The sequence below is a fragment of the Granulicella aggregans genome (assembly GCF_025685565.1).
Taxonomy (GTDB): Bacteria; Acidobacteriota; Terriglobia; order Terriglobales; family Acidobacteriaceae; genus Edaphobacter; species Edaphobacter aggregans_B.
Window position 1 is genome coordinate 285,896 of sequence record NZ_JAGSYE010000003.1, and the last position, 23,579, is coordinate 309,474.

Annotated in this window: 17 protein-coding genes; 10 read left to right on the top strand and 7 right to left on the bottom strand. The window is 61.4% G+C overall.

The genetic code is table 11. The annotated features are described in order from the left end of the window. Positions 1 to 163: 163 nt before the first annotated feature. Genes glgA through OHL18_RS16580 form a run of 3 tightly spaced genes read right to left on the bottom strand, consistent with a single transcriptional unit; the run spans position 164 to position 2,336 of the window. Positions 164 to 1,612: a glycogen synthase GlgA gene (glgA, locus tag OHL18_RS16570; RefSeq protein ID WP_263375987.1), complete on the bottom strand. Its 1,449-nt coding sequence runs from the start codon at positions 1,610 to 1,612 to the stop codon at positions 164 to 166. 32 nt (positions 1,613 to 1,644) lie between these two features. Beyond that, entirely contained in the window at positions 1,645 to 2,073 is a 429-nt protein-coding gene (locus OHL18_RS16575) for a type II toxin-antitoxin system VapC family toxin (protein WP_263375988.1), read from the bottom strand. Then, positions 2,070 to 2,336, bottom strand: a complete 267-nt coding sequence (locus tag OHL18_RS16580; protein ID WP_263375989.1) for a hypothetical protein — start codon at positions 2,334 to 2,336, stop codon at positions 2,070 to 2,072. The genes OHL18_RS16575 and OHL18_RS16580 overlap by 4 nt, the downstream gene beginning before the upstream one ends. A 105-nt stretch (positions 2,337 to 2,441) precedes the next feature. Here OHL18_RS16580 and rsmA point away from each other — a divergent pair, with 105 nt between their 5' ends. From rsmA to OHL18_RS16610, 6 genes are all read left to right on the top strand, one after another. Next, positions 2,442 to 3,254, top strand: a complete 813-nt coding sequence (gene rsmA / locus OHL18_RS16585) for a 16S rRNA (adenine(1518)-N(6)/adenine(1519)-N(6))-dimethyltransferase RsmA (RefSeq protein ID WP_263376570.1) — start codon at positions 2,442 to 2,444, stop codon at positions 3,252 to 3,254. Between the two features lie 44 nt (positions 3,255 to 3,298). Next, entirely contained in the window at positions 3,299 to 3,760 is a 462-nt protein-coding gene (locus tag OHL18_RS16590; protein ID WP_263375990.1) for a single-stranded DNA-binding protein, read from the top strand. A 222-nt stretch (positions 3,761 to 3,982) separates the two neighbouring features. Then, positions 3,983 to 5,302, top strand: coding sequence for an amidohydrolase (locus tag OHL18_RS16595; RefSeq protein ID WP_263375991.1), 1,320 nt, complete (start codon positions 3,983 to 3,985; stop codon positions 5,300 to 5,302). A gap of 152 nt (positions 5,303 to 5,454) precedes the next feature. Beyond that, a complete protein-coding gene (locus OHL18_RS16600; RefSeq protein ID WP_263375992.1) occupies positions 5,455 to 6,717 on the top strand; it encodes an amidohydrolase family protein in 1,263 nt (420 codons plus the stop codon). Positions 6,718 to 6,922: 205 nt separating this feature from the next. Further along, on the top strand, positions 6,923 to 9,931 hold the full coding sequence (locus tag OHL18_RS16605; RefSeq protein WP_263375993.1) for a M14 family zinc carboxypeptidase: 3,009 nt from the start codon (positions 6,923 to 6,925) through the stop codon (positions 9,929 to 9,931). Between the two features lie 115 nt (positions 9,932 to 10,046). Continuing rightward, positions 10,047 to 10,388, top strand: a complete 342-nt coding sequence (locus tag OHL18_RS16610) for a DUF6632 domain-containing protein (RefSeq protein ID WP_263375994.1) — start codon at positions 10,047 to 10,049, stop codon at positions 10,386 to 10,388. A gap of 62 nt (positions 10,389 to 10,450) precedes the next feature. On the opposite strand, the gene OHL18_RS16615 is transcribed toward OHL18_RS16610, so the two are convergent. Both OHL18_RS16615 and OHL18_RS16620 read right to left on the bottom strand, forming a co-directional pair. Next, on the bottom strand, positions 10,451 to 12,034 hold the full coding sequence (locus OHL18_RS16615) for a hydantoinase B/oxoprolinase family protein (RefSeq protein ID WP_263375995.1): 1,584 nt from the start codon (positions 12,032 to 12,034) through the stop codon (positions 10,451 to 10,453). Further along, the gene (locus tag OHL18_RS16620) at positions 12,031 to 14,007 is read right to left on the bottom strand and encodes a hydantoinase/oxoprolinase family protein (RefSeq protein WP_263375996.1); all 1,977 of its coding nucleotides are present in this window, start codon (positions 14,005 to 14,007) and stop codon (positions 12,031 to 12,033) included. The genes OHL18_RS16615 and OHL18_RS16620 overlap by 4 nt, the downstream gene beginning before the upstream one ends. A gap of 170 nt (positions 14,008 to 14,177) precedes the next feature. Between OHL18_RS16620 and OHL18_RS16625 the strand changes: the two genes are divergently transcribed. Beyond that, the gene (locus tag OHL18_RS16625; protein ID WP_263375997.1) at positions 14,178 to 15,461 is read left to right on the top strand and encodes an MFS transporter; all 1,284 of its coding nucleotides are present in this window, start codon (positions 14,178 to 14,180) and stop codon (positions 15,459 to 15,461) included. A 201-nt stretch (positions 15,462 to 15,662) separates the two neighbouring features. Then, complete coding sequence (locus OHL18_RS16630) at positions 15,663 to 16,121, top strand: hypothetical protein (protein WP_263375998.1); 459 nt, start codon at positions 15,663 to 15,665, stop codon at positions 16,119 to 16,121. Positions 16,122 to 16,419: 298 nt separating this feature from the next. On the opposite strand, the gene OHL18_RS16635 is transcribed toward OHL18_RS16630, so the two are convergent. Then, a complete protein-coding gene (locus OHL18_RS16635; RefSeq protein ID WP_263375999.1) occupies positions 16,420 to 18,258 on the bottom strand; it encodes a GGDEF domain-containing protein in 1,839 nt (612 codons plus the stop codon). Positions 18,259 to 18,509: 251 nt separating this feature from the next. Between OHL18_RS16635 and OHL18_RS16640 the strand changes: the two genes are divergently transcribed. Together OHL18_RS16640 and OHL18_RS16645 are read left to right on the top strand one after the other, a co-directional pair. Further along, positions 18,510 to 19,307 (top strand): coiled-coil domain-containing protein, encoded by a 798-nt coding sequence (locus OHL18_RS16640; RefSeq protein ID WP_263376000.1) that lies wholly within the window; start codon positions 18,510 to 18,512, stop codon positions 19,305 to 19,307. Then, on the top strand, positions 19,297 to 20,103 hold the full coding sequence (locus tag OHL18_RS16645; RefSeq protein ID WP_263376001.1) for a tetratricopeptide repeat protein: 807 nt from the start codon (positions 19,297 to 19,299) through the stop codon (positions 20,101 to 20,103). The genes OHL18_RS16640 and OHL18_RS16645 overlap by 11 nt, the downstream gene beginning before the upstream one ends. 108 nt (positions 20,104 to 20,211) lie before the next feature. Here OHL18_RS16645 and OHL18_RS16650 read toward each other — a convergent pair whose 3' ends face one another. Then, positions 20,212 to 23,475 carry a TonB-dependent receptor gene (locus tag OHL18_RS16650; RefSeq protein WP_263376002.1) on the bottom strand — a complete coding sequence of 1,088 codons (3,264 nt, stop codon included), beginning with the start codon at positions 23,473 to 23,475 and terminating at the stop codon, positions 20,212 to 20,214. Positions 23,476 to 23,579: the final 104 nt, after the last annotated feature.

Consider the following 23,579-nt stretch of genomic DNA (forward strand, 5'->3'; position numbering starts at 1 on the left):
TGAGCGGGCAGGAGGAGAAGCAGATCCTCCGATGGTCACGATCACGATAAGGCTGTGATCGGGACCATCGAAGGATGACAAGCGGTAAGGGGTAAGGGGTAAGGATGTCAGGGGCAGGGGGAAAGGATGACAGGCAGGAGGGTGAGAACGCCTGAAATCGGTACTAATTTCGGTTATTCACCGCCCGCTCGTAGACCCGCACATACTCCTTCGCTGGATGCTCCCAACTGAAGTCCTGCGCCATCCCGCGCTTCATCATGCCGGTCCACTCTTCCTTGTTCTGGAAGGTCGCCAGCGCCCGCTTGATTGCGTCGAGCAGGTCCTCTGGGTTGTAGCCCCAGAACTTGAACCCGTTCCCCTGTCCGCCGTGGCGCTCGTCGATGGTGTCTTCGAGGCCGCCCGTCGCGCGGACGACGGGAATCGTCCCATAGCGCAGGCTGTACATCTGGTTCAATCCGCTGGGCTCGTACCGCGAAGGCATCAGGAACATATCCGATCCCGCCTCGATCTTGTGCGCGATCACATTGTCGTACTTCACCTGCACGCGCACCTTGCCCGGGAAGCGATTCGCCGTCTCCGTCAGCAGGCGCTCGTAGTACTCCTCGCCGTTGCCCAGGATGACGAGCACCATGTCCTCCTGCACCAGTCGGTCCATGATGGCAACGATGAAGTCGAAGCCCTTCTGCGTCGCAAACCGCGAGACCACACCGATGACCGCCGTCGTCTCCGCAACGTCATTCAACCCAAACGCATGCAGCAGATCTTCGCGGCACTTCTTCTTCCCGGCCAGGTTCTCCGCCGTATAGTGCGCCGCGATGTTCGAGTCGTGCGCCGGGTCCCACTCCGCGTAGTCGACGCCGTTCAAAATCCCGAACAGGTCCGAACTCCTCCGCTGCAGAATCCCCTCCAGCCCATTGCCAAACTCTGAGGTCTGAATCTCTTCGGCATACTTGCGGCTGACGGTCGTGATTGCGTCCGCATACAACACGCCGCCCTTGAGGAAGTTCACCGAGTCATACGACTCCAGCTTGTCGAAGGTGAACATGTCCCACGGCAGCAGCAGCAGCTCCATCGTCGACGGCGGAAACCACCCCTGATATCCGGCGTTGTGGATGCTCAACACTGCCGGAACGCCCTTCAGCACAGGATCGAAGAAGTAAGTCGAGCGTAGCAGCACCGCCAGGATCGCTGTCTGCCAGTCGTGCACATGGAAGACGTCGGGAACGCCTAAGACTTTCGTGGCTTCGATGACCGCGCGACTGAACAGTCCAAACCGCTCTGCGTTGTCGAGGTAGTCGCCGCCCGGCGTCGCATAAAAGCTATCGCGGTCGAACATCTCCGAGTTCGCGACAAAGTAAAGCTGGACGCCATCCTTCACGCCACCGTCCAGAATCTGGACAAACCGGTTGTAGTGCGGAAACGGGATCGTCACGCTCGGCTGCACCACCGGGCACTCCGGGGCCAGCTTCGCCACCTGCCGGTAGTAGGGGATAAACACGCTGACCTTATGCCCCAGCGCCACCAACGCCTTCGGCAGAGCCGCAACCACGTCCGCCAGTCCACCCGTCTTCGCCCAGGGCGCGCACTCCGATGCTGCAAACACGATAACCATGCACTTCATCCTCTACGCTTTCGCGCGATGCTTCAACCCTGCCTTTGCCATGGATTCAGAATCGTCAAGCCTAAGCCATCAAAGTCTTTCACATTGCGCGTCACCAACGTAAGTTCATACTCCACTGCCGTAGCAGCGATCAAGCCGTCAGCCATCGCCAGCGGCTTTCCCTGGAGCTGCCGATCCGCGCTCATCGTGCCCCACCGATCACCAACCGCCTGCGTTACCGGCAGAATTCTATCCGCAACCAGCGGCAGCAGCGACTCAGCGAACCAATCTTCTAGTTGTGTTCTTCGTTTGCTGGGAGCCAGCAGGGAGAGCCCTTTTCGCAGTTCACCAATGCTGACCACGCTCAGGTGAAGATCATTCTGCGCCGCTAGCCAATCGGTTACCCGAGGCTCAGGCAACGGCCGCGTCAACTCCGAAGGCACATTCGTGTCCAGCAGGTATCCCCGAATCACGACAACTCAGCCGGGCGCCCGGGTGAAGCATCACGGCTGAAGTCCAGTTCGCTCTCGGCAAACAATCCTCGCGCCTTGGCGAACACATCGACCAAACTTCTGCCTAAAGGAACTACAGGAGTCGTCCCATTCGCGGGCGGCGAAAGGTGCAGTGCTTCTTCAAGCAGAGAAGCGGCATGAGCCTCCACACCACAGCCGGTGATCGCGGCCTGGCGAGCCAGCTCAGCCTGCGCCTGCGGCGTAATCTCAAGCGTGATGTTCATCGCGACAGCCCTCCATCATCAAAGTATGGAAACTTTCATGGCGTGAGTCAATCAGACGGCTCCGTGCAGGCTGAAACCACCACAGGCACTACTCTATACAAAGCAATGTCCAACAAGCGCAAACCCAAATTCGGGCAGAACTTCCTCGTCGACGACAACGTCCGCCACGCCATCGTAGACGCTCTCGGCGACATCTCCAACCGCACTGTCCTTGAGATTGGCCCCGGCCACGGAGCCATCACCTCGCTGCTCGCCCCTCGCGCCCAGCGCCTCATCGCGCTCGAGCTCGACCACTCGCTGGCCGCTGAGCTTACCTTCAAATTTCGCGAACAGCCCAATGTGACAATCGTCCAGGGAGACGTCCTCGAAACTGACTTGGCTGCGTTAGTTCCCGAAGGCGCAACAGCAGACGTCATCGGCAACCTCCCCTACTACATCACCTCCGACATCCTGCTCCAACTCTTCGCCGCCGGCCGCGCCGGTCTGCTCACGCGTGCTGTTTTGATGATGCAGCGCGAGGTTGCCGACCGGCTCTCCGCCTCGCCCGGGGTGAAGGAGTACGGACTCCTCGCCGCCACAACCCAGGTCAACGCCGAGGTCGACAACCTCTTCACCCTTCCACCATCCGCCTTCAATCCTCCGCCGGACGTCTTTTCCACCGTCCTCCGGCTGCACTTCGCCCCGCGTTTCGAAGAGCTTCAAGTCGACCCCACTGGCTTCGACAGCTTCCTCAAGCAGATCTTCGCCCAGAAGCGAAAGACGCTTCATAACAACCTCCGCGCCGCCAATTACGACCCCGAAACACTCGCCGCCGCTTGGCCCGCCGAAATCCCCCCACAGGCCCGCGCCGAATCGCTCGCGCTCGAACCCCTCGCAACCCTCTACCGGGCCCTAACCCAGCACCCACGCGGTCTGTAGTATCCTCAACCTCTGAAACCAGCAGAAAATTGGAGCACATCACCATGGCAAAAGGCGTCAACAAAGTTCTTCTTCTCGGCAACGTAGGCAAAGATCCCGAGATCCGCGCCACCGCAGGCGGCATGACCATCGCCAGCTTCACCCTGGCCACCGCCGACCGCGCCAAAGACGCTCAGGGCAACTGGGCCGACAAGACCGAGTGGCACAACCTCGTCTGCTTCCAGCGCACCGCCGAAGTCGTCCGCGACTACGTCAAGAAGGGCACCCAGCTCTTCATCGAAGGCAAGATCCAGACGCGCTCCTGGGACGACAAGGAGTCCGGCCAGAAGAAGTACCGCACCGAGATCCTCGTCAACGAACTCACCCTCCTCGGCAGCAAGCAGGGCGGCGAATCGAGCGGCGGCGGCTACTCCAAATCCAGTTCCACCAGCTACAACCAGTCCGCGCCGGTCAGCGCACCTGACTACGGCGACACCGGCATCACCGACGACGACATCCCCTTCTAACTCCACAATCGACGGCTGGCGCTGAAACACTTTCCTCAGCGCCTCCGTCAACCCCGTCAACACTACAACCACTGTCATCCTGAGCGAAGCCACTCGCGGCATCATCGCGAGTGGCGTAGTCGAAGGATCCCGACGCTTTCGACTCACCACAGCTCTGCGTAGCTTTCTGCCACCAGGCGATCTGTTCGAACCCGCACCACATCAGATTTGGAGGTACTCCTCTTGAATCGTGCCCGCATCGCCCTCTGCCTCATCTCCGCTGCAATCCCCGCCGCCGCCCAATCCCTCCCCGACCTCGTCATCAAGAACGCCACCGTCATGACGGCCTCGCACGGCACCATTACTCAAGGCAGCGTCTGGGTCCACAACGGCAAGATCGCTGGCGTCGGCGCAACCGTCAACGCCCCCTCCAGTGCCACGGTCATCGACGCCACCGGCAAATTCCTCACCCCCGGCATCATAGATCCCCACTCGCACTCGGCCTTGGGCAACGATGTTAACGAGGCAACCAGCCCCGTCACGCCCAGCATGATGATGATCGACGCCTTCGACAGCACCGACAAGGCGCTCTACCAGGCCCTTGCCGGCGGCGTCACGACCGAGCTTCTTCTCCACGGCTCCGCCAACATGATCGGCGGCCAGGCGGTCGTCATCAAGAACAAGTTCGGCCTCAGCCGCGAAGAGCTTCTCTTCCCCAACGCCCCGCGCTCCATCAAGTTCGCCAGCGGCGAGAACCCCAAGCGCGTCTATGGTTCTCGGAATCAGTTGCCGTCCACAAGGATGGGCAACTTCGAAATCATGCGCCAGTCCTTCGAGGACGCAAAGGTCTACAAGAAGGAGTGGGACGACTACAACGCCAAGCTGGCCAAGGGCGATAAGGACCTCGTCACCCCCCATCGCGACCTCAAACTAGAAGCCCTCGCCGACGTCCTGAACGGCAAGCTCTACGTCCAGATCCACTGCTACCGCGCCGACGAGTTCCTGACCGAAGAGGCCATCGCCAAAGAGTACGGCTACAAGATCCGCGCCTTCCACCACGCCCTCGAGATGTACAAGGTCGGCGACAAGATCGCCAAGGACGACACCGCCATCGCCACCTTCGCCGACTGGTGGGGCTACAAGGACGAAGCCTGGGACGCGATCCCCTGGAACGCCGTGATGTCCATGCGCCAAGGCGTCCGCGTGGCGCTCAAGAGCGACTCCAACGACCACATCCGCCGCTTGAATCAAGAGGCCGGCAAGATGGTCCACTACGGTGGCGCAACCGAAGACGAAGCCATCGCCATGGTCACGCTGAATCCCGCATGGATCATCGGCGTGCAGGACCACACAGGCTCCATTGACGTAGGCAAGGACGCCGACTTAGTCATCTGGAACATGGACCCGCTCTCCACCTACGCCCGCGCCGAAAAGGTCTACATCGACGGCGACCTCTTCTTCGACAACAGCTTTAAAGGCTTCGGCACACCGCACTTCAACGGCGTCATGCACGACGCCGAGTCCGGCGGCTCCCACGACGGCTCCGACGAAGGAGGCAACTAATGCTTTCCGCCCGTAATTCTCGTTCTCTTGTTTGTCATTCCCGCTCTTGTGTTTGTCATTCCCGAAGGGAATCTGCTTCTTCTTTTGCTGTTGCCCTTGCCTTCGTCTTTGCCCTTCTCATCCCCACCACAGCCGCCCACGCCCAGGCCCGCATGGTCGACACCACACCACCCACCGGCATCACCGCCATCATCCACGGCAAGCTCCTCACCGTCACCCACGGCACCCTCGAAGACGGCACCCTCCTGCTGCAGTCCGGCAAGATCCTCGCCGTAGGCCCCGCCGCATCCGTCAAAGTCCCCACCGGCGCAACCATCGTCGACGCCCACGGCCTCACCGTATACCCAGGCCTCATCGCCTCTGAATCCACCCTCGGCCTCAGCGAGATCGCCTCCGACGACGTCAACAACGACCTCGTCGAGACCAGCGAAGAGATCTTCCCCAACATGCACGTCTACGACGCCTTCCACGCCGAGACCGAGCACATCCCCATCGCCCGATTCAACGGCATCACCAACGCCATCGTCGCTCCCATCGACACCGATACGATGCCTGGTCAATCGATGTTCATCCAGCTCGCAGGCCGCGATCGCGACGCCATGATCCTCACAAAAGACATAGCGCTCCCGATGAACTTCGGCGCAAACCCCAAACGCAAGGACAAGTTCCCATCGACCCGCATGGGCGAGATCACGCAGCTCCGCCAGGCCCTCATCGACGCCACCGAATACATGCAGAACAAAGATGCCGCCGCAAAGAAATCCGGAGCGAAAGACAGCAAAGACAAGAAGTCCGACCCACCCAAGTTCGACCTGAAGAACGAAGCCCTCATCCCTTACCTCAAGGGCCAGAAGCCCGTTATCGTCACCGCTGACGAAGGCCATGACATCGAAGTCGCCTACGCACTCGCGCAGGAGTTCCACCTCAAGATCGTCCTCGCGCACGTCACCCACAGCCAGGAGATCCTCGACAAGATCGCCGCCTGGCATGTGCCCGTCATGTTCGGCCCCATCTATGAGTTCCCCCACGCCAACGAGCGCTTCGATGCTGTCTACACCCTGCCCGCCGAACTGACGAAGCGGGGCGTAAAGGTCACGCTCCTCCCCGGCGACTCCGGCGGGGCAGGCAGCGCGCAGTCTCTACGCAACCTTCCCTACGTGGCCGGCATGGCCGTAGCCTACGGCATGCCCTACGACGACGCGCTGAAGTCCATCACCCTCTACCCAGCAGAGATCTGGGGCATGGCAGACAAGCTGGGCTCACTCGACGTGGGGAAGACCGCCAACATCGTCATCGCCAACGGCGACCCACTCGACGTCCGCACCGACGTGAAGCAGGTCTTCATCGATGGCGTCTCCATTCCCATGGAGACCCGCCAAACCCGCCTCCGCGACGAATACATGCCAAAGAAATGACCTGCGGATCGCAAAACGTGCAGCATTGCAATGAGCAAGCCGGATCGGGCTTGCAAGCATTACGAGTAAAAGTAATATCCGTCATCCTGAGCGAAGCAGTTCGCGGCTTCATCGCGAACTGCGTAGTCGAAGGACCCCGATAGAGCTGACATCACCCAAGCCGCTCGAACCTTTCAACCCCCATACCTCACGAAACGGGTCATCCATGAAGCCTCTGCTCCTCGTCGCCGCACTCCTCAGCACCTCCGCCTTCGCTCAGAGCACCCTCAACGACACCTTCGCCCGCGACCCTCACCAGCCCATCGACGACGCCTACACCGCGAAGATCCACGAGTACACCACCGACCCGCACTTCACCTCGCACCTGGTCGACTACCTCCCCGCTTCGAAGACCGTGCCCACCCCGGAAAAAGTCCTCGGCAACATCGCCGGCGCGCCCGACATGCTCCCCTACGCCGAAGACGTCTACAAGTACATGCGCCTGCTTGAAGCCTCCAGCCCGCGCGTGAAGGTCACCACCATCGGCCACTCCGAAGAGGGCCGCGAGATGATCGCCGTTGCCGTAGCCGACGAAGCTCTGCTGAAGACCTACAAAGAAAACGAAGCCCGCCTGGCCAAGCTAGCCGACCCGCGCACCATCGGCCTTGACGACGCCAAAGCCAAGCCGCTCATCGACGCCTCCTACCCCGTCTACTACATCACCGGCACCATCCACTCGCCCGAGACCGGCGCGCCAACAGCGTTGATGGAACTCGCCTATCGCCTCGCCGTCGACGACTCCCCCTACATCAAGTACATCCGCTCCCACATGGTGGTCCTCATCACGCCCGTCGTCGAAGTCGATGGCCGCGACCGCATGGTCGATCTCTACAGGTGGCACAAGGCCCACCCCGGCCAGATCTACCCCCGCCTGCCTTATTGGGGACACTATGTGGCCCATGACAATAACCGCGACGCCATGGGTATGACGCTCAACCTCACGCGCAACGTCCTCAACGCCTACATCGACAACCACGCCCAGGTCCTGCACGACCTCCACGAGTCGGTTCCCTTCCTCTACGACAACACCGTAGGCGACGGCCCCTACAACGCCTGGATCGACCCCCTCCTCGCCGACGAGTGGGCCGACCTCGCCTGGAACAACGTCGCCCAGATGCAGTCCTTCGCCATGCCCGGCGTCTTTACCCACGGCGACTTCGACACCTGGAGCCCCGGCTACCTTATGTTCCTCGCCGGGTTACACAATGGCATCAGCCGCCTCTACGAGACCTTCGGCAACGGCGGCGCGGACACCGAAAAGCGCATCCTCGACCCCGAAGAATACAGCCGCACCTGGTACCGCCAGAACCCGCCCCAACCAGTCGTCACCTGGTCGCAGCGCGATAACAACAACTACGAAGAGTCCGCGCTCCTCTCGACCATCAGCTACTTCTCGCACAACACCCATCACTTCCTCGAGAACTACTACCTCAAGAGCAAGCGCAGCGTCCTCAAGCCCACCATCGAAGGCCCATCCGCCTACATCCTTCCTGCCTCGCCGGAAGAGCTCAATCGCCAGCTCCAGCTTCTCAGCGTCATGCAACTCCAGCACGTAGAGATCAGCCAACTCAGCGAGCCTGTCACCGTCGCCGTTCCTGTCTCGAAGAAGTCTGAAAAGCCCTCAAACAAGACCGAAGAGAAACCAGAAGAAAAGCCGGAAGCTGACACGCACAACAAGACCGAAGAAAAGACCTTCCCTGCCGGCAGCTACGTCATCCGCCTCGACCAGCCCTACTCCCGCATCGCCGACGCTCTACTGGACAAGCAGTACTGGGCACCCGACGACCCGCAGAAGCACCCTTACGATGACACCGGCTGGAGCTTCTCCCAGCTCTTCAACGTCAAGAGCTTCCGCGTCGTAGATCCCGTCATCCTCAAGTCGAAGATGTCCTCCGTCACCGACCTAAGCGCCGCCGCAGGAAATGTAACCGGCACCGGCACAATCTACGCCATCGCCAACACCGGCCAGACCAGCCTCCTGGCACTGCTCTACGCCGCCAAGTCCGCACACGTCGAAAGCACCGAAAAGTCCTTCGATTCCGAAGGCCACTCCTTCCCCGCAGGTTCACTTCTCATCTCTAGCACAAGCGACACCGACCTCTCCCCGATCCTCAAGAAGCTCTCGCTCAACGCCACAAAGCTCGCCGATAAACCCAGCGTCGCGACCCATCCCGTCGCCGCTCCTCGCGTGGCCTTCATGCACACCTGGCTCGGTACTCAGACCGAAGGCTGGTGGCGTCTCGCCTTCGACAAGGCCGGCGTCCCCTTCAGCTACATCAACACGCAAACCGTCTCCGCCGAAGAAGACCTCCGCGGCAAATACGACGTCATCGTCTTCGCCCCCGTAGGCCGCGCCTCCGCACAACAGATCATCGACGGCGTCCCCATCAACTCAGCCACCAACCCCATGCCATGGCAGAAGACCGACCTGACGCCCAACATGGGCCTGCTAGATTCCACCGCCGACATGCGCCCAGGCCTCGGCTACACCGGCCTCGCACACCTCAAGGACTTCGTCGCCAAGGGCGGCCTCCTCATCACCTGCGAAGACACCGCCCAATTCGCCGCCGAGACCGGCCTCGCCCCCGGCGTCAGCATCGCGTCGACGAACGACGTCCGCGTCACCGGCACCGTCCTCTCCAGCGTCTTCGTCTCCACCTCCAGCCCCATCGCCTATGGCTACGGAAAGACACTCCCGGTCATGAGCGCCAACGGCATGGCCTTCAACGTCAGCAACACCTACGGCCGCGCCGGTGGCCGCACACTCTTCGACCCCTACGAAAGCCGCCCCACCGGTCGCGGCGGCCCCGACGAGTCCGACACCGTGCAGGGCCGTGTCACGGTCGACCCCGTCATCCTGCCCAAGCAGCAGCCCTGGCAACCACGACCGCTCAACGAAGAGCAGATGCGCAACAACCCGCAGCTCATCCCTGCCGCCCAGCGCCCCGAGGTCATCCTCCGCTTCAACGACGGCAAGAATCTCCTGCTCTCCGGTCTGCTCGACAAATCAGGCTCCATCGCAGAACGGGCCATCGTCATCGACGCTCACCTTGGCACCGGGAACGTCCTTCTCTTTGCCAACAACCCCGTCTACCGTGGCGAAACCATCGGCAGCTACAACCTCGTCTTCAACGCCATCATGAACTTCGACCACCTCAACACACCAGCAAAGTAGCCTCGCCGCAAGTCCGGGTGCCCCATCCATCGCGCCTTATGCGATGGATGGGTAAACCACCACGGAACTCCTGCAAGGTCATCCCCGTACTACCCACAAATACGGGAGACCACACATGCCCCTCAAAATCACCCTCGGCATCACCGGCACAATCTTCCTTCTGCTCGCCTACCCGATGATCCTCTTCATCCGCCAGGAGCCAGCGCTCTCCATGATGCTGAGCCTTTACGTCACGCTCGGCGTCTTCCTTCTGCTTGCCATCCGCAATCCCTCCGCGCATCGTAGCCTCATAGCCTTCACCGCATGGTCCAGCCTCGCCCACGCTGCCCTGATGGCCACCCAGGCCATGCGCGACATGATCGCCCATCGCGAACTCATCGGCGTAGCCGTCCTTGCCCTTATCGGCATAGTCCTTATCGCCCTAGCCCCGGCCAAACTGTCTACCCCAACCCCATAAAACCGGGTGCCCCAAATCTCGCGTGGGAGATGTGGGACATTCGTGCGAAGCACGAACCCCTTTCACCCCACCGAGCCCCACCCACCCCCACCGGGCGACTCCACCCGCACAACGTCTCCCGCCTTGACCGCCACTGAGCACTTCCCCGGCAGCTCCTTAGTCTCATCCCCAGACACCAGCGAAGACCTTCCCAGCGACCCCGCATCGCCGCCCTTCAGCCCATACGGCGCGAAGACGCGACGGTCCGCCAGCAGCGTCACCTGCGCCTCTCCCAGCATCTCGATCTCCCGCACGATCCCATCGCCACCGCAAAACTCGCCCGCCCCGCCCGATCCGTCCCGATAGCCATACCGCCGCACGCGCAGCGGATACGCATACTCCAGCGCCTCCACCGGCGTGTTCAACGAGTTCGTCATGTGCGTATGAATCCCCGAGACCCCATCCGCTCCGGGCCGCGCTCCCATCCCTCCCGCAATCGTCTCGTAGTACGCAAAGCTCCGTCCGTTACGCGGATCAACTCCGCCAATCGTCAGATTATTCATCGTCCCCGAACTAGCGGCAGGAATCCTCTTCGGCATCGCCTGCGCCAGTGCCCGCAACAACACATCGACGATCCTCTGCGAAGTCTCAACGTTCCCGCCTGCCACCGGCGCCGGCAGCATCGCATTCACTATCGATCCCTCGGGCGCAATCACTTTCACCGGCCGCATCAACCCTGCTGTCGCCGGCGCGTCCTCAGCCAGCAGACACCGAAAGACGTAGTACACCGCCGAGTACGTGATCGCGTACACCGCATTGATGCTGCTCCGAACTTGCGCGCTCGATCCCGCAAAGTCCACCGTCACGGCCCGCGCCTCCGCATCGAACGTCACTTCTACCGCAATCCGTATTGGCTCATCCTCAAACCCATCGCTGTCGAGAAAGTCCTCCGCCTCATATCTCCCCGACGGCACCTTCGCGATCTCCGCCCGCATCAGTTCTTCCGAGTAATCGAGCAGCCCCCGCATCAACTCCCGCAGCCGCGCTACGCCATGCTTGGCGATCAACTCGCCGACCCGCTCGGCCCCGACGCGGCAAGCCCCAATCTGACTCATCAGATCGCCCTCGCGTTCCATCGGCGTCCGCACGTTGGACAGGATGATCGCCATCACATCACGCACCACCTCGCCGCCTCGCACAATCCGCACCGGCGGAATCCGCAAACCCTCCTGGTAGATCTCCCGGCAAAGCCCCATCGAGCCCGGATAAATCCCGCCCACATCCGCATGGTGTGCCCGCGCCGCAACATACATCATCGGCGCAGTTTCGCCCTCAACAAACACCGGCAGCACCATCGTCAGATCCGGAAGATGCGTTCCTCCCGCATAGGGATCGTTCAACACCACCACATCCCCCGGCCCCATCGCTACCGCATCGATCGCTGCCCGCACCGACATCGGCATCGACCCCAGATGCACCGGCATATGGTCGCCCATCGCCACCACGGCCCCATCACCATCGAAGACCGCGCAAGAGTAGTCCCGCCGCTCCTTGATATTCGGCGAGAACGAAGTACGCCGCAGCACCGCACCCATCTCCTCGGCCACCGAGTGCGTTGCGCTCTTGAACACCGCCAGTTCGACCGGATCGATCTTGTTGTAGATCATGGCTGTACCTCAATCACGACGTTGCCGAACTTATCTATATGCGCCTCGCATCCTCGCGGCATTACGGTCGTCGCGCTGTACTCCGTAATCAGCGCAGGCCCCATGAAGCGATCCCCTGCCCGGAGCGAAGCACGGTCGTACACGTTACTCTCCAACCACTCACCATCGAAGAAGATCGGTCGCGACTTCACCACCGCCTGCGAACCATCTCCATCCCGCACCTCGCTCACAGGCAAATCGATCGCCTCACTCCGAGCCGTCATCCGCACTCTGACCGTCACCGCATCCACCGCCCTCGCCTGATCCGCATACCCAAATCGTTTCTTATGCAGAGCATGAAAAGCCTGCATCATCCCCTCACCCGCTGCCACATTCAACTCATATCCCTGTCCCAAATACCGCAGATCGACGGACCGTTCACTCTCGCCAACTAATCGCTCCTCTCGGAACTCCGCCGCAGCCTTCGCCTCAAGCGAATCAAAATGTAACTTCAATCGTTGCAAATCAAAATCGCCCGATATCGCAGACATCACCGTTCGCGAATAATCCCGCACCACGTCCGCCATCAGAATCCCCAGCGCCGACAGCGCTCCCGGCATCACCGGCACCAGCACCCTTGGAATCCTCAACGCCTTTGCAAGCGCGCACGCATGGAGCGGCCCCGCCCCGCCGAACGCCACCAGCGTAAACTCTCGCGGGTCGTATCCACGCTCGACAGAGATCATGCGGATTGCTTTCTCCATAGCAGCCTCGGCCAGCCGAACGATCCCTGCGGCATACTTCTCTACGCCAAGTGCTTCACACTCCCGCCCCATCCACTCCCGCGCCCGCTCCAGATCGAGCCTCACGGCACCGCCCAGGAACAGCTCCGCATCGAGCCGCCCCAGCACAAGATTCGCATCCGTCACCGTAGCCCGCTCGCCCTTGCCGTAACAGATCGGCCCCGGCACCGCACCCGCAGACTCCGGCCCCACATGCATCACCCCGCCCGCATCGAACCGCGCCAGCGACCCTCCGCCCGCGCCCACCGTATGAATATCGAGCATCGGCACGCTCACCGGCAGCTCGGAAACGATCGCTTCGTTCGTCGTCCTCGGCCCGGCTTCATCGATCAAACAAACATCGGTGGAAGTCCCACCCATATCGAACCCGATGATCTTTGAAAATCCCGCAGCCCGCGCCACCCGCCAAGCTCCCATCACCCCGCCTGCCGGCCCCGAGAGTACCGTCCTCACTGGCTCCCGCGCCGCCAGCCGAGCCGGCACGATCCCTCCTGAAGACTGCATCACACCGAGCGAAGCCCCGGGAAATCTCTCGCCCAGACCCACTTCAAGCGCCGTCAGATACCCGCTCATCTTCGGCGCGAGATACGCATTCACGACCACCGTCGCGCCACGCTCATACTCGCGAAACTCCGGCAGAATCTCATGCGAGACCGACACCGGCACGCCAAGTTCCTTCAGCGCCTCAGCCACTGCCCGCTCATTCACCGGGTTCGCAAACCCGAACAGCAGCGACACCGCGACCGCCTCCGCGCCGCTCGCCTTGATCTTCTCTATCAACTCCCGCAACTCCGCATCGGTCGGCGACCGCAGCACCAAGCCCTCCGCCGTCACCCGCTCGTTCACTCCGAACCGCAGTTCCTTCGGAACGACACAAGGCAGTGGCGACCGCATCCAGTCGTAAAGGCTCGGCCGAGCCTGCCGCCCAATCGCGATCACATCTTCGAACCCCGACGTCGCCACATAAGCCACCCGGGCCCCTTTGCGCTCGAGCATCGCATTGGTCCCCACCGTCGTCCCATGCCGCACCTCCGGCACCGAACCTGACTCACCCACCGCAGCGACCACGGCCGCAAGCACCGCATCCCCAGGCCGTTCCGGCGTCGAGAACATCTTCAACACCTTCAGCACTCTGTCCTCTACATAGACGCAATCCGTAAACGTCCCTCCGCTATCGATCGCAACCCGCATCCCACCAGCCTAAACTTCTTTGTCATTCCCGAAGGGAATCTGCTTCTGCTCTTCGGGCGCCGGACACTGGGTGCCCCATCCATCGCGCCTTTGTTTTTGGCGATGGGTGGGACATTCGTGCGAAGCACGAACCGCTCCCGCCCACTCATCCGTTACCATCCCCATATCCCATGCCCACCGAGACCTTCCTCGAACTAGCGAAGAATCCAACCCGCCGCAACACCCTCATCGCCGCTTCTCTCGGCTGGATGCTCGACAGCATGGACGTCATGCTCTTCTCGCTCCTCATCCCGGCAATCGAGAAAGACCTGAAAATATCAGCCGCCACCGCAGGCGGCATCATGTCGCTCACGCTTATCTCCGCCGCCGTCGGAGGCATCTTCTTCGGCTTCGTCGCCGACCGCTTCGGCCGGACGCGGGCGCTCTCCGCCAGCATCCTCGTCTACTGCCTCGCCACCGGCCTCTGCGCTTTCACCCACTCCGCCTTGGAACTCGCTGCATGCCGCGTCCTCCTCGGCCTCGGCATGGGTGGCGAGTGGGCCGCTGGAGCCGCCCTCGTCGCCGAGACCTGGCCCACCAGCCATCGCGCCCGAGCCCTCGGCCTCGTCCAAAGCGCCTGGGCGATAGGCTATGCGCTCGCCGCCGCCATCACCGCGCTCATCATGCCCCGGTTCGACTCCCACCTCGGTTGGCGCGCCGTCTTCCTCATCGGCATGGCTCCCGCTCTCGTCACACTCTGGATCCGTCGCAAAGTCCACGAACCCACAGCCCTGAAAGATCTCAGCCCAGCCACCAACTGTGTGCCCCATTCATCGCAGCACCATCGCGATGAGTGGGTCTCGCCGCCACACTTAGCCCCGACAACCTCCTTCAAACAACTCTTCCAGAAACCCCTCCTCCGCCCCACCCTCATCATCACCAGCATGAACGCCGCTTCCCTCTTCGCTTGGTGGGGGCTCTTCTCGTGGGTCCCGGCCTTCCTCTCGCTTCCCGTCGCTCAAGGAGGCCACGGCCTCAACATCGTCCGCACCTCCACCTTCACCATCCTCATGCAGGCTGGAACCTTCCTCGGCTACACGCTCTTCGGCGTTCTGGCAGACCGCTTCCCCCGCAAGCGCGTCTATATCGCCTACCTGCTCATAGCAGCCGCCTTGGTTCCCCTATACACGCTCACAGGCAGCGCAATAACAGTCCTTCTCCTCGGCCCGCTGGTAGGATTCTTCGGCACCGGCTTCTTCTCGGGCTTCTCGGTCATCGCCGCCGAGGCCTTCCCCACCGCCCTCCGTGGCCGAGCCATGGGCATGGCCTACAACCTGGGCCGCATCGCCAGCGCCGCAGCGCCCTTCACCATAGGCCGCCTCTCCCAAACCCACGGTATAGGCCCCGCATTGGTCCTCACCTCCGCCGGATTTCTACTCGCAGCAGTGATCGCATCGGGACTACGTACTAACTAGGTTCAGGCAGTGCTCGAAGTAACACTTTGGTCTGACTGAACACCGAGACATTCTTCGCTACACTGACCCAACCCTGGGTACTGGGACCACGCTGAGGCACTCATCGATGTCCCACACTGCGGATTTGCCCGAACAAAAACAAGGACTCTCATAACCCCGGTACCGAGCCGTTTCCTAGTGCTCGCACCCTTGGAGTAGCGAATGCGGCATCAGAAAAACCTCTGCGATTACTGTCCTCCCTCCGGTCCCAAGCCCCCCGTTCCCTGTGGTCCCCGCGACTGGGAGACGCATCCGTCCTGGATTGGCGGCATGGAAGCCCTGAACGCCTATGGCGACTGGGTAAGCTCCTTCGTCATGCCCGTCGCCTTCCAGTGGATCGAGGAGCACAAGCCGGAGGTCTACGCCTCCATTCCGGATGAACTCAGAGACGATGTCGGTGTGGTCATCGCGGCCGCCTTCAAGCTGGTGAAGGAGCTGCCCGCCTACATGCGAGGCCTGGAACGCAGCGCAGCCTACGAGGCGGCTCTGGCCGATGGGACCTTCGATCCCTCGACGACCAATCCCGTGTGGACCGGCATCGTCAAGAAGGTCCGCACCAGCACCGAAGAAGCCTTCGCAGAGCAATCGTCGCTTCTCGGAGATGGAGACGCAAAGAAGTAAGAAAAGCTCGCACCGACTCTCATCCCTAACACCGGCAACATCACAAGACCAGAGACGCTGTATCCAGAAACCATGAGCACCTTCAAGTCATGGAAAAGGGACAGCATCTCTGGTCTTTGTCATTGATGCCAAGAACTTCCTGTCGTGGATGCCAAGGACTCGTTGAGATACCCGGCTTCGCTTAAGGGCACGGCTTCAGCCGTGCCGTAGGCGCTTCAATTGCAATGCGGCTTTAGCCGCTGGGGTACAGCTTTCATTCTATTTCAGCCCTTTTTCAACGAGCCCAAAAATCAAGCGATTAGCGATTGCATACCGAGGTATCCATCTCAGCCTGGACAACACAGTTGCGTCCCTCGCTCTTAGCCCGGTAGAGCGCCGCATCAACCGCTCGGAGCACCGTCTCGTAATCCTCGTGCGACGGAAGCAGCGACGCCACGCCAAAGCTCGAGGTCACCTGCAGCAACGTCTCGCCGTCCGTAATGCGAGCCGTCTGTACAGCCACTCGCAGCTCTTCGCCGCGCAGAAGCGCGCTCTCCAGCTCGCAATTGGGCAGGATGATGAGAAACTCTTCGCCACCATACCTTCCAACGCAGTCATAAGAACGCAGGGTGCGCGAGAAGATGTTTCCGACCTCTTTCAGGATCAGGTCGCCCGCCAGGTGGCCGAAGTTGTCGTTGACCTTCTTGAAGTGGTCCACATCGGCAAGGATCACGCTGAGCGGTGTCCCATCGCGACGCGAGCGAATCATCTCTTCGCCCAGCCGTTCGACGATTACGCGGCGATTCAACAGACCGGTCAAACCATCATGCTCGGCGTAGTGACGCATCCGTTCGCTCTCGTGCTGTAGCTCCATCTTCTCCAGCTCCAGCACACCCTGGCGGCGCTGGTCCTCGCGAATGTTGTCATAGACCGCGTAAACGATCGCGACCAGCAGAAGTGTTCCGGCGATCGTGCTGACCGAAATGCCATTGCCATCAACAAAGAAGAGCGGCGAGTCGATCTTTTCCGCGATCGTCCATCCGGTGAACTGGCGCCCCTGCTTTACCGCGTAGCTGAAGACCAGCAACATCTCATCCAGCAACGCCAGGATGGCAACCAGCCACCGCGCAGGATCAAAGTTCTTTCTCTTGAAGAGCGCATACCCCACCAGGACCAGCGGAAAGACTTCCAGCGGAAGAATGAGGATCGTCAACACTGCGTCGAAGATCTGCGCAAGCCGGGTCCACTGCGGATTCCAACTCACAGCAACCAGCACTCCATCCAATACGGAGCTAGCGATGTAAATAGCAGACAGTATCCGCGTCATCCGGCAAAACGCGCGGTTCTCATGGAGACAAAGCAGCCAGAGAATAAGAAACCAGAGCGATATGTCCTGCATGGCCGTCAGCGGCTGTCCGACCCCCATGGCCACCGAGTACGGCAAGCCCAGGTGCGCATTCACCAGCAGCAGAATCGCGGGCTGCGCAATCGCAAAGCCCGCCGTCCAGAACAAGACCCACCGGCGCGGAGATCGCAGCCACAGCAGAAAGCTAAGAAAGGCAATCGCGGCGGAGAGAAGATTGGCGCCAAAGTGAAGTTGCCGGCTGCGCAGCCATTGAAACTCATACGCGGCCTTAGCGGTTGCAATCGCTTCAGGGCTTCCAATCAACGGAGCCTCATCGAAGCCGCCCTGCGCCCCGGAGTCGTCCGAAAGCAGAGGCGCCTTCCACACACGGATCGCCAGCACGCCCTTCTGCACCTGCCCCAGCGAGAACGTCTGCATCGGTTGCGAGATGTACCAGAGAGGGCGTGGAAGCAGCCTGCCGTTGTGCCCGATCAGCCTGCCATTCCAATAGACCTCGTACGAATCGCGGATCTTTGAAACCAGAAGCGAGATATCCTGCGGTACGCCGGCGGTCGGGGTGAATACAACCGGAATCCGGTACCAGGCAAAGCCTGCAAGATGCGCATGTCCCTGCCTGCCCCAGGGCTGGTCCGCGCTAAGCTGCTCCCATGCAGAGCTGTCGAACGTGAGACTTGCCCACGCCAAATCATCTCCAGCGTGGAACTGCCACGGCCCACTCAGTGGAACCGTTCCCTTGCCAAGCGCCTCCACCACAAGAGGGGCGGCAGGCCTGCTCTCTTTACCTGGCTGCACAGCGTGCGCCCAGGAAGCGGCAAAGGCGAGCAGAACAAGGACAGCTGTTCGATGCAGGACAAAACGGCCGGAGGGCATAGCGCTTAGGATACAAAGTTAAAATGGGCGTGGCATACAAATCTAGGATACGTACACATCTCTGAACCTTGCGGTCATCGCATCAGGACTAGGCACAGCCTCGCGTTCAACGTCTTCCCGGCAATCCGATTCTCCCTTCCGCTAAACTGAAACCTGCCCTCACGGGAAGCCTCATGCCAGCCGAGATCATCCTCCAACAAACTCCGGACGCCGCCGTTCTCCTCGCGAGACGCGAACAGCTTGCCGCCGTCCGCTCCACACTTGCAGAGCGCGAATCAGACCTCGCCCAGCTCCGCGCCCAACTCACCACCTTCGAAGGCCGCTACCTCCGCCAGGTCGGCATTCTCTACGCCGAGCTCGACGACCTCGAAGCCCGCATCGCCGAACGCGAAGTCGCCCTCTACGACTCCGAAGCAGCCCGCCGCCGCGCCGAAGAGACCCGCCGCCAGGCGCAGGAGACCCACGACGCCGCATTCGGCGAGGCCCGCGAAGCCGAGGAGTTCGACCCTCCGCCCACCCTCAAGACCCTCTTCCGCGAGGTCGCCAAGCGCATCCATCCCGACTTCGGCCGCGACGACGCCGAGCAGAAGCACTTCACCCTGCTGATGGCCCTCGCCAACCAGGCCTACAAACGCGGCGACACCGACACCCTCCAGCGCCTCCTCGACGACCACCGCGAGATCGATGCCCTCAACAACGGGGCCCTCATCACCGGCGAAGACGAGGCCGCCGAGCTTCTCCGCATCACCCGCCAGATCCAGCACGCGGAGCGCGACATCGCCGCCCTTGACGCCGAGCGCTACACCATCCTCTCCGGCGAGATCGCCCAACTGCACCTCGACGCCGAAGCCGCAGCCCGCGAACATCGCGACCTCCTCACCGAACTCGCCGCCAGCCTCCGCGACCAGATCGCCGACGCCCGCCAGCGCTTCGAGCGCATCGACCGCCAGATCAGCGCCCATGGAAAATAAGACCGGGCTGCAACATATCCCGACCGGGACCACGCTCTCCCTGAACTCCACCCGCTCCAGCATCATCGCGCGCGGCCGCCGCGACGCCGCCAACGCGGCCTCCAACCCGCACTACAAACAGGCCGTCGCCGACTACAACGCCCGCAACTTCACCGAAGCCGCCGCCAACTTCCGCCTCGCCGCCGAACAAGGCCACGCCGAGTCGCAGTATCTCCTCAGCACCCTCCTCGACTCCAAAGAAGACTCCAGTGCCGACGCAGGCGAGGGCGTCCCGCAAGACCCCGCCGAAGCCGCCTTCTGGGAGCGCAAGGCCGCCGAACAGGGCCACGCCTACGCCCAGGCCAACCTCAGCTTCCGCTACTACGCGGCCAACAACTTCGCCGAGGCCTTCGCCTGGTGCCAGCGCGCCGCCTACAGCAACCTCGCCTGGGCGCAGTACAACCTCGGTCTGATGTACCGCAAGGGCGAAGGCGTCGAACCCAGCAACGCCGAAGCCGCCTATTGGTATCGCCTCGCCGCGACCCAGAACTTTCCCGAAGCCCAGCAGAAGCTGGCAGACCTTTACTACATCGGCCAGGGCGTCCCACTCAGCTACGCGCAGGCGGCCTCGTGGTATCGCAAGGCCGCCGACCAGGGCAACGCCGAAGCCCAGTTCCAGCTAGGCCACCTCTACGCCACCGGCCAGGGCGTGGAGCACGACTACACGCAGTCCCGCCACTGGACCCGCCAGGCCGCGCTTCAAGGCCATGAGCAGGCAATTCGGGAACTCAAGCGCCGCGAGTACCGCGACCCATAAGCGCAGGTTGCGCTTTGTCGGAACCTTTCCCAAAAGCCCGACATCTCGGCCGGAGCGGAGCGTAGTGGAGAGCCCCCGCATTTCGCATTTGCAGCGCGTTTGGGACGGCTACCGTTGCAGCTTCAAATCGAACTGCAACACCCGTGGTGCCTGTGCCTCGATGATCTGTCCGAAGGCAGGTGAGTTGATATCGTCCACCGGCGGAATGAAGTTGACGTGGTTCGTCACGTTGAACGCCTCCGCTCGGAAGATCAGCTTCGTCGATTCATTGAGTGAAAAGTTCTTATCGATCGCAGCATCCAGACTGGCGAACCCTGGCCCATTGACGCTGTTGCGCGACTCATTGCCGAACTGTCCGGCATTGGCCACCGGATCAAGACGCTGGAACGCGGAAGGCGACACCCACTGATCCACCCTGTGCGGCGCTCCCTTGTTGGGGTTGCCGACCACGTTAGGACGGTCCCCGAACATTCCGGACACTCCAGGATGCGGTGCCTGCAACGACACGTTCGCGGAGTCATACACCGTGAACGGCGTGCTCGAGTTCACAGCCAGCAGAGCGTTCGCCTGCCAGCCATCAAGCAGCGTCCGGGACAATCCCTGCAGGTTGTGCGCGAACGGAATCGCATAGGTCACGCTCGCCGCGAAACGATGACGCGAGTCAAACAGCGACCGCCCATATTCTCCCTTGAGGTTCTGGTCGTTCTGCGGAACGTCGAGTTCCCCAAGCACAAGCCACGGAGCCGGACCCGACATATGCAGGCTCGAGGTGTAGTCGAGGTCCTTCGAATAAGTGTAGGCAAGCGTGTAGTTCAGGTTCGGCGTGCCACGCCGCGTGAGCGATACCTGTCCTGAGTGGAAGGTCGAGTTCGCGTTGCCTTCCACCAGTCCAACGGTGCCCAGCTTGCAGGTGCCTGTGGTGAGCGTACAGCCCGAATAAAGGCGACGCCGTCCAGAGTTCGCGAGCGTCGCACCTGGTTGATAGATGGCCGGATTCGCCTCCACCAACCGGGGCAGACGCGTGCCCTTCGCGCCGATGTATCCCACCGACAGCACCTGTCCGGCGATGCCCTGGTCCACCGTAAGGTTCCAGTCCTGCGTGTACGGCGGCAGCAGCTTCTGATCGATCGTGAACGTCGACGCCGGCAGCGCAAACTGTCCCGGAGTGAATGGATTGCTCACGGTCGAGAGCGGATTGACGTAGTTGATATTGCCCGTAAGCGTTCGCACCACCACACTCGGCAGTGAAGCACTGGCGGCACGCATCGGCATGCCTACCCCGTTCACCAGCTCGTCGTAGAAGATGCCATACGCGGAACGGACGACGGTGCGGCTGTTCCCGCGCGGGTCCCACGCGAAACCCACTCGCGGCGCGAAGTCTTTGTAAAAAGTGGGTGTGATCGTGTCTGACACTCCCGGATCGCCAGGGAAGAGGAGTCCGGCTGGGGCCGTCGGTTGCACCTTCGACTGCTGACCTGGGCTGAACGCCATCAACCGGTCGTGGATATCCTTGAAAGGCGTCGTGATCTCGTACCGCACGCCATAGTTCAACGTGAATCTGGGGCTGATGCGATATTCATCCTGGGCATACGCGCCCAACTCCCAGCCGCGCAGATCACGTTGAAAGTCTCCGCCCGCCTGGGTGAAGATGTCCGGCCGGCCCAACAGGAAGTTGGCCAGCGAGTTGTTCGTAACTCCCTGGACGGTGAAGGAGAATGTGCCCGACGCGAAGTTTGCCTGGTAACCGTTTGTTTGAGTGCGGCGAAACTGTCCCCCCACGCTGGTAACGTGCTTGCCCTGCGTATGCGCGACGTTCGCGCTGAAGGCGTAGTCGTTCTGAATGGTGTCGCGCGGGTTGATGATCGGGTCGCCGACATTGGAGAAGCCCTGCGTCATGATCAGCGGCGCGCCTGTTGCCTCAGCGCGAGTGGACGCGTACGTGAACCCGAACGTCTGCGGCGAGTAGCCGGAGAAGCGCTTGTCCAGAAGGATGTGATTCTGGAAGAAGCTGACATTCGCCGTCATCACAGTCTTAGGAGAGAACGTATGTGTCTCGGTAAGGCCGGCAAGGTGAGTGTTCGTGTAATAACCAACCGGAAATCCTGGAACGTCCGCGCCCAACTCCGAGTAGGGGCTGTGCAGCTCGACCGTGGAATAGCTGTAGCGTGCACTCAAAGTGTCCACGCTGCGTAGCAGCCAGTCAGCCTTTGCGCCGCCCTGGTCGGTGTTGTAGCTGCTTCCATTGGTCGTCTGCGCAAGATGCGGATTCTCCGCCGTGTTCGGCTCCGGAAAGAACGCTAGGTACTTCGCTGTGATTGGGCTGATCTTACCCGAGAGATCGTTGCCATACGGTGTTCTTGTGGCATTGGCCAGGATCGGCGCATCCGCCGAGAAATCTCCAGAGCGTTCAGCAAGCGTGGGCACCACCACGCCGTGGGTCACGTCTTGCTGGTTGCGCATGCCCTCGTAGTAGGCGAAGAAGTAGGCATGGTCATGCACAATGGGCCCGCCCATCGTGATTCCATACTGGTTCTGCCTGAGGCGTTCCTTGCGCGGAGCGAAGTAGTTGTTCGCATCCAGCGCGTCATTGCGAAAGAAGTCATACGCCGTTCCGTGCAGCTTGTTCGTTCCCGACCGCGTAACGATCGTAGTGATACCGCCGTTCGTGCCGCCAAACTCCGCAGGCGCGGTCGCCGTAAGGATGCGGAACTCGACAATCGCATCTGCTGGCGGACGAAAGGCATAGCCCCCATCCAGGCGATTGACGTCGCGCATGCCATCGATCAGGAAGGTGTTCGACTCCGGACGCTGGCCGTTCACCTCGTAGTTCTGCCCGGCACGACGGAAGCCGCCCATCACCGTCAGGCTCGCCGATGCCGGCCGCACTCCCGGCTGAAGAATCCCGAGTTGGGAAAAATTGCGGCCACTTAGGGGAAGCGCTGTAATCTCTTTATCGCTGATGACCGCTCCCTGCGCGATCTCATTGGTCTGCAAACGTGTCGCTGCCGAGGTGACCTCGACCGTCTCCTGTGAAGATGCAGGAACAAGCTGCACTGAGATCTGCGATTGATTGCCGACGTCGAGATGGATCTTCGAATTCACCCAGGTGGCAAATCCCGGAGAACTCACCTCCACCCGGTAGTCGCCAATGAACAGCTCTTGGAACGAAAACTCTCCCCGGCTGTCGGCGTGCCCAACATGTCTCTGCGCCGTGTCGGTGGAGATAACGATGACCTCCGCCCCCGATACAACAGCGGCGGTCGCGTCTGTAACGACGCCCCTCAGTGAGGCCGTTGCGCTTTGGCCCAGCGCCATATGGGTGACCAACAAGAGAGCTGACAAGATTCCGGAGTGCAAGGCAAAGCGCTTCATGGACGGCTGACTTCCTAAAAGTAGAGGTGGAGAGAACTCTATCCGTCGCGCAGCCCATGGCGCATCGACTGAAAGGTGGAGAGAAACACCCACCCCAGGATGGA

Coding starts and splice junctions, on each gene's coding strand:
- glgA (WP_263375987.1), bottom strand. CDS start 1,612: ATGGTTATCGTGTTTGCAGCATCGGAGTGCGCGCCCTGGGCGAAGACG.
- OHL18_RS16580 (WP_263375989.1), bottom strand. CDS start 2,336: ATGAACATCACGCTTGAGATTACGCCGCAGGCGCAGGCTGAGCTGGCT.
- rsmA (WP_263376570.1), top strand. CDS start 2,442: ATGTCCAACAAGCGCAAACCCAAATTCGGGCAGAACTTCCTCGTCGAC.
- OHL18_RS16590 (WP_263375990.1), top strand. CDS start 3,299: ATGGCAAAAGGCGTCAACAAAGTTCTTCTTCTCGGCAACGTAGGCAAA.
- OHL18_RS16600 (WP_263375992.1), top strand. CDS start 5,455: ATGGTCGACACCACACCACCCACCGGCATCACCGCCATCATCCACGGC.
- OHL18_RS16605 (WP_263375993.1), top strand. CDS start 6,923: ATGAAGCCTCTGCTCCTCGTCGCCGCACTCCTCAGCACCTCCGCCTTC.
- OHL18_RS16610 (WP_263375994.1), top strand. CDS start 10,047: ATGCCCCTCAAAATCACCCTCGGCATCACCGGCACAATCTTCCTTCTG.
- OHL18_RS16615 (WP_263375995.1), bottom strand. CDS start 12,034: ATGATCTACAACAAGATCGATCCGGTCGAACTGGCGGTGTTCAAGAGC.
- OHL18_RS16620 (WP_263375996.1), bottom strand. CDS start 14,007: ATGCGGGTTGCGATCGATAGCGGAGGGACGTTTACGGATTGCGTCTAT.
- OHL18_RS16625 (WP_263375997.1), top strand. CDS start 14,178: ATGCCCACCGAGACCTTCCTCGAACTAGCGAAGAATCCAACCCGCCGC.
- OHL18_RS16630 (WP_263375998.1), top strand. CDS start 15,663: ATGCGGCATCAGAAAAACCTCTGCGATTACTGTCCTCCCTCCGGTCCC.
- OHL18_RS16640 (WP_263376000.1), top strand. CDS start 18,510: ATGCCAGCCGAGATCATCCTCCAACAAACTCCGGACGCCGCCGTTCTC.
- OHL18_RS16645 (WP_263376001.1), top strand. CDS start 19,297: ATGGAAAATAAGACCGGGCTGCAACATATCCCGACCGGGACCACGCTC.
- OHL18_RS16650 (WP_263376002.1), bottom strand. CDS start 23,475: ATGAAGCGCTTTGCCTTGCACTCCGGAATCTTGTCAGCTCTCTTGTTG.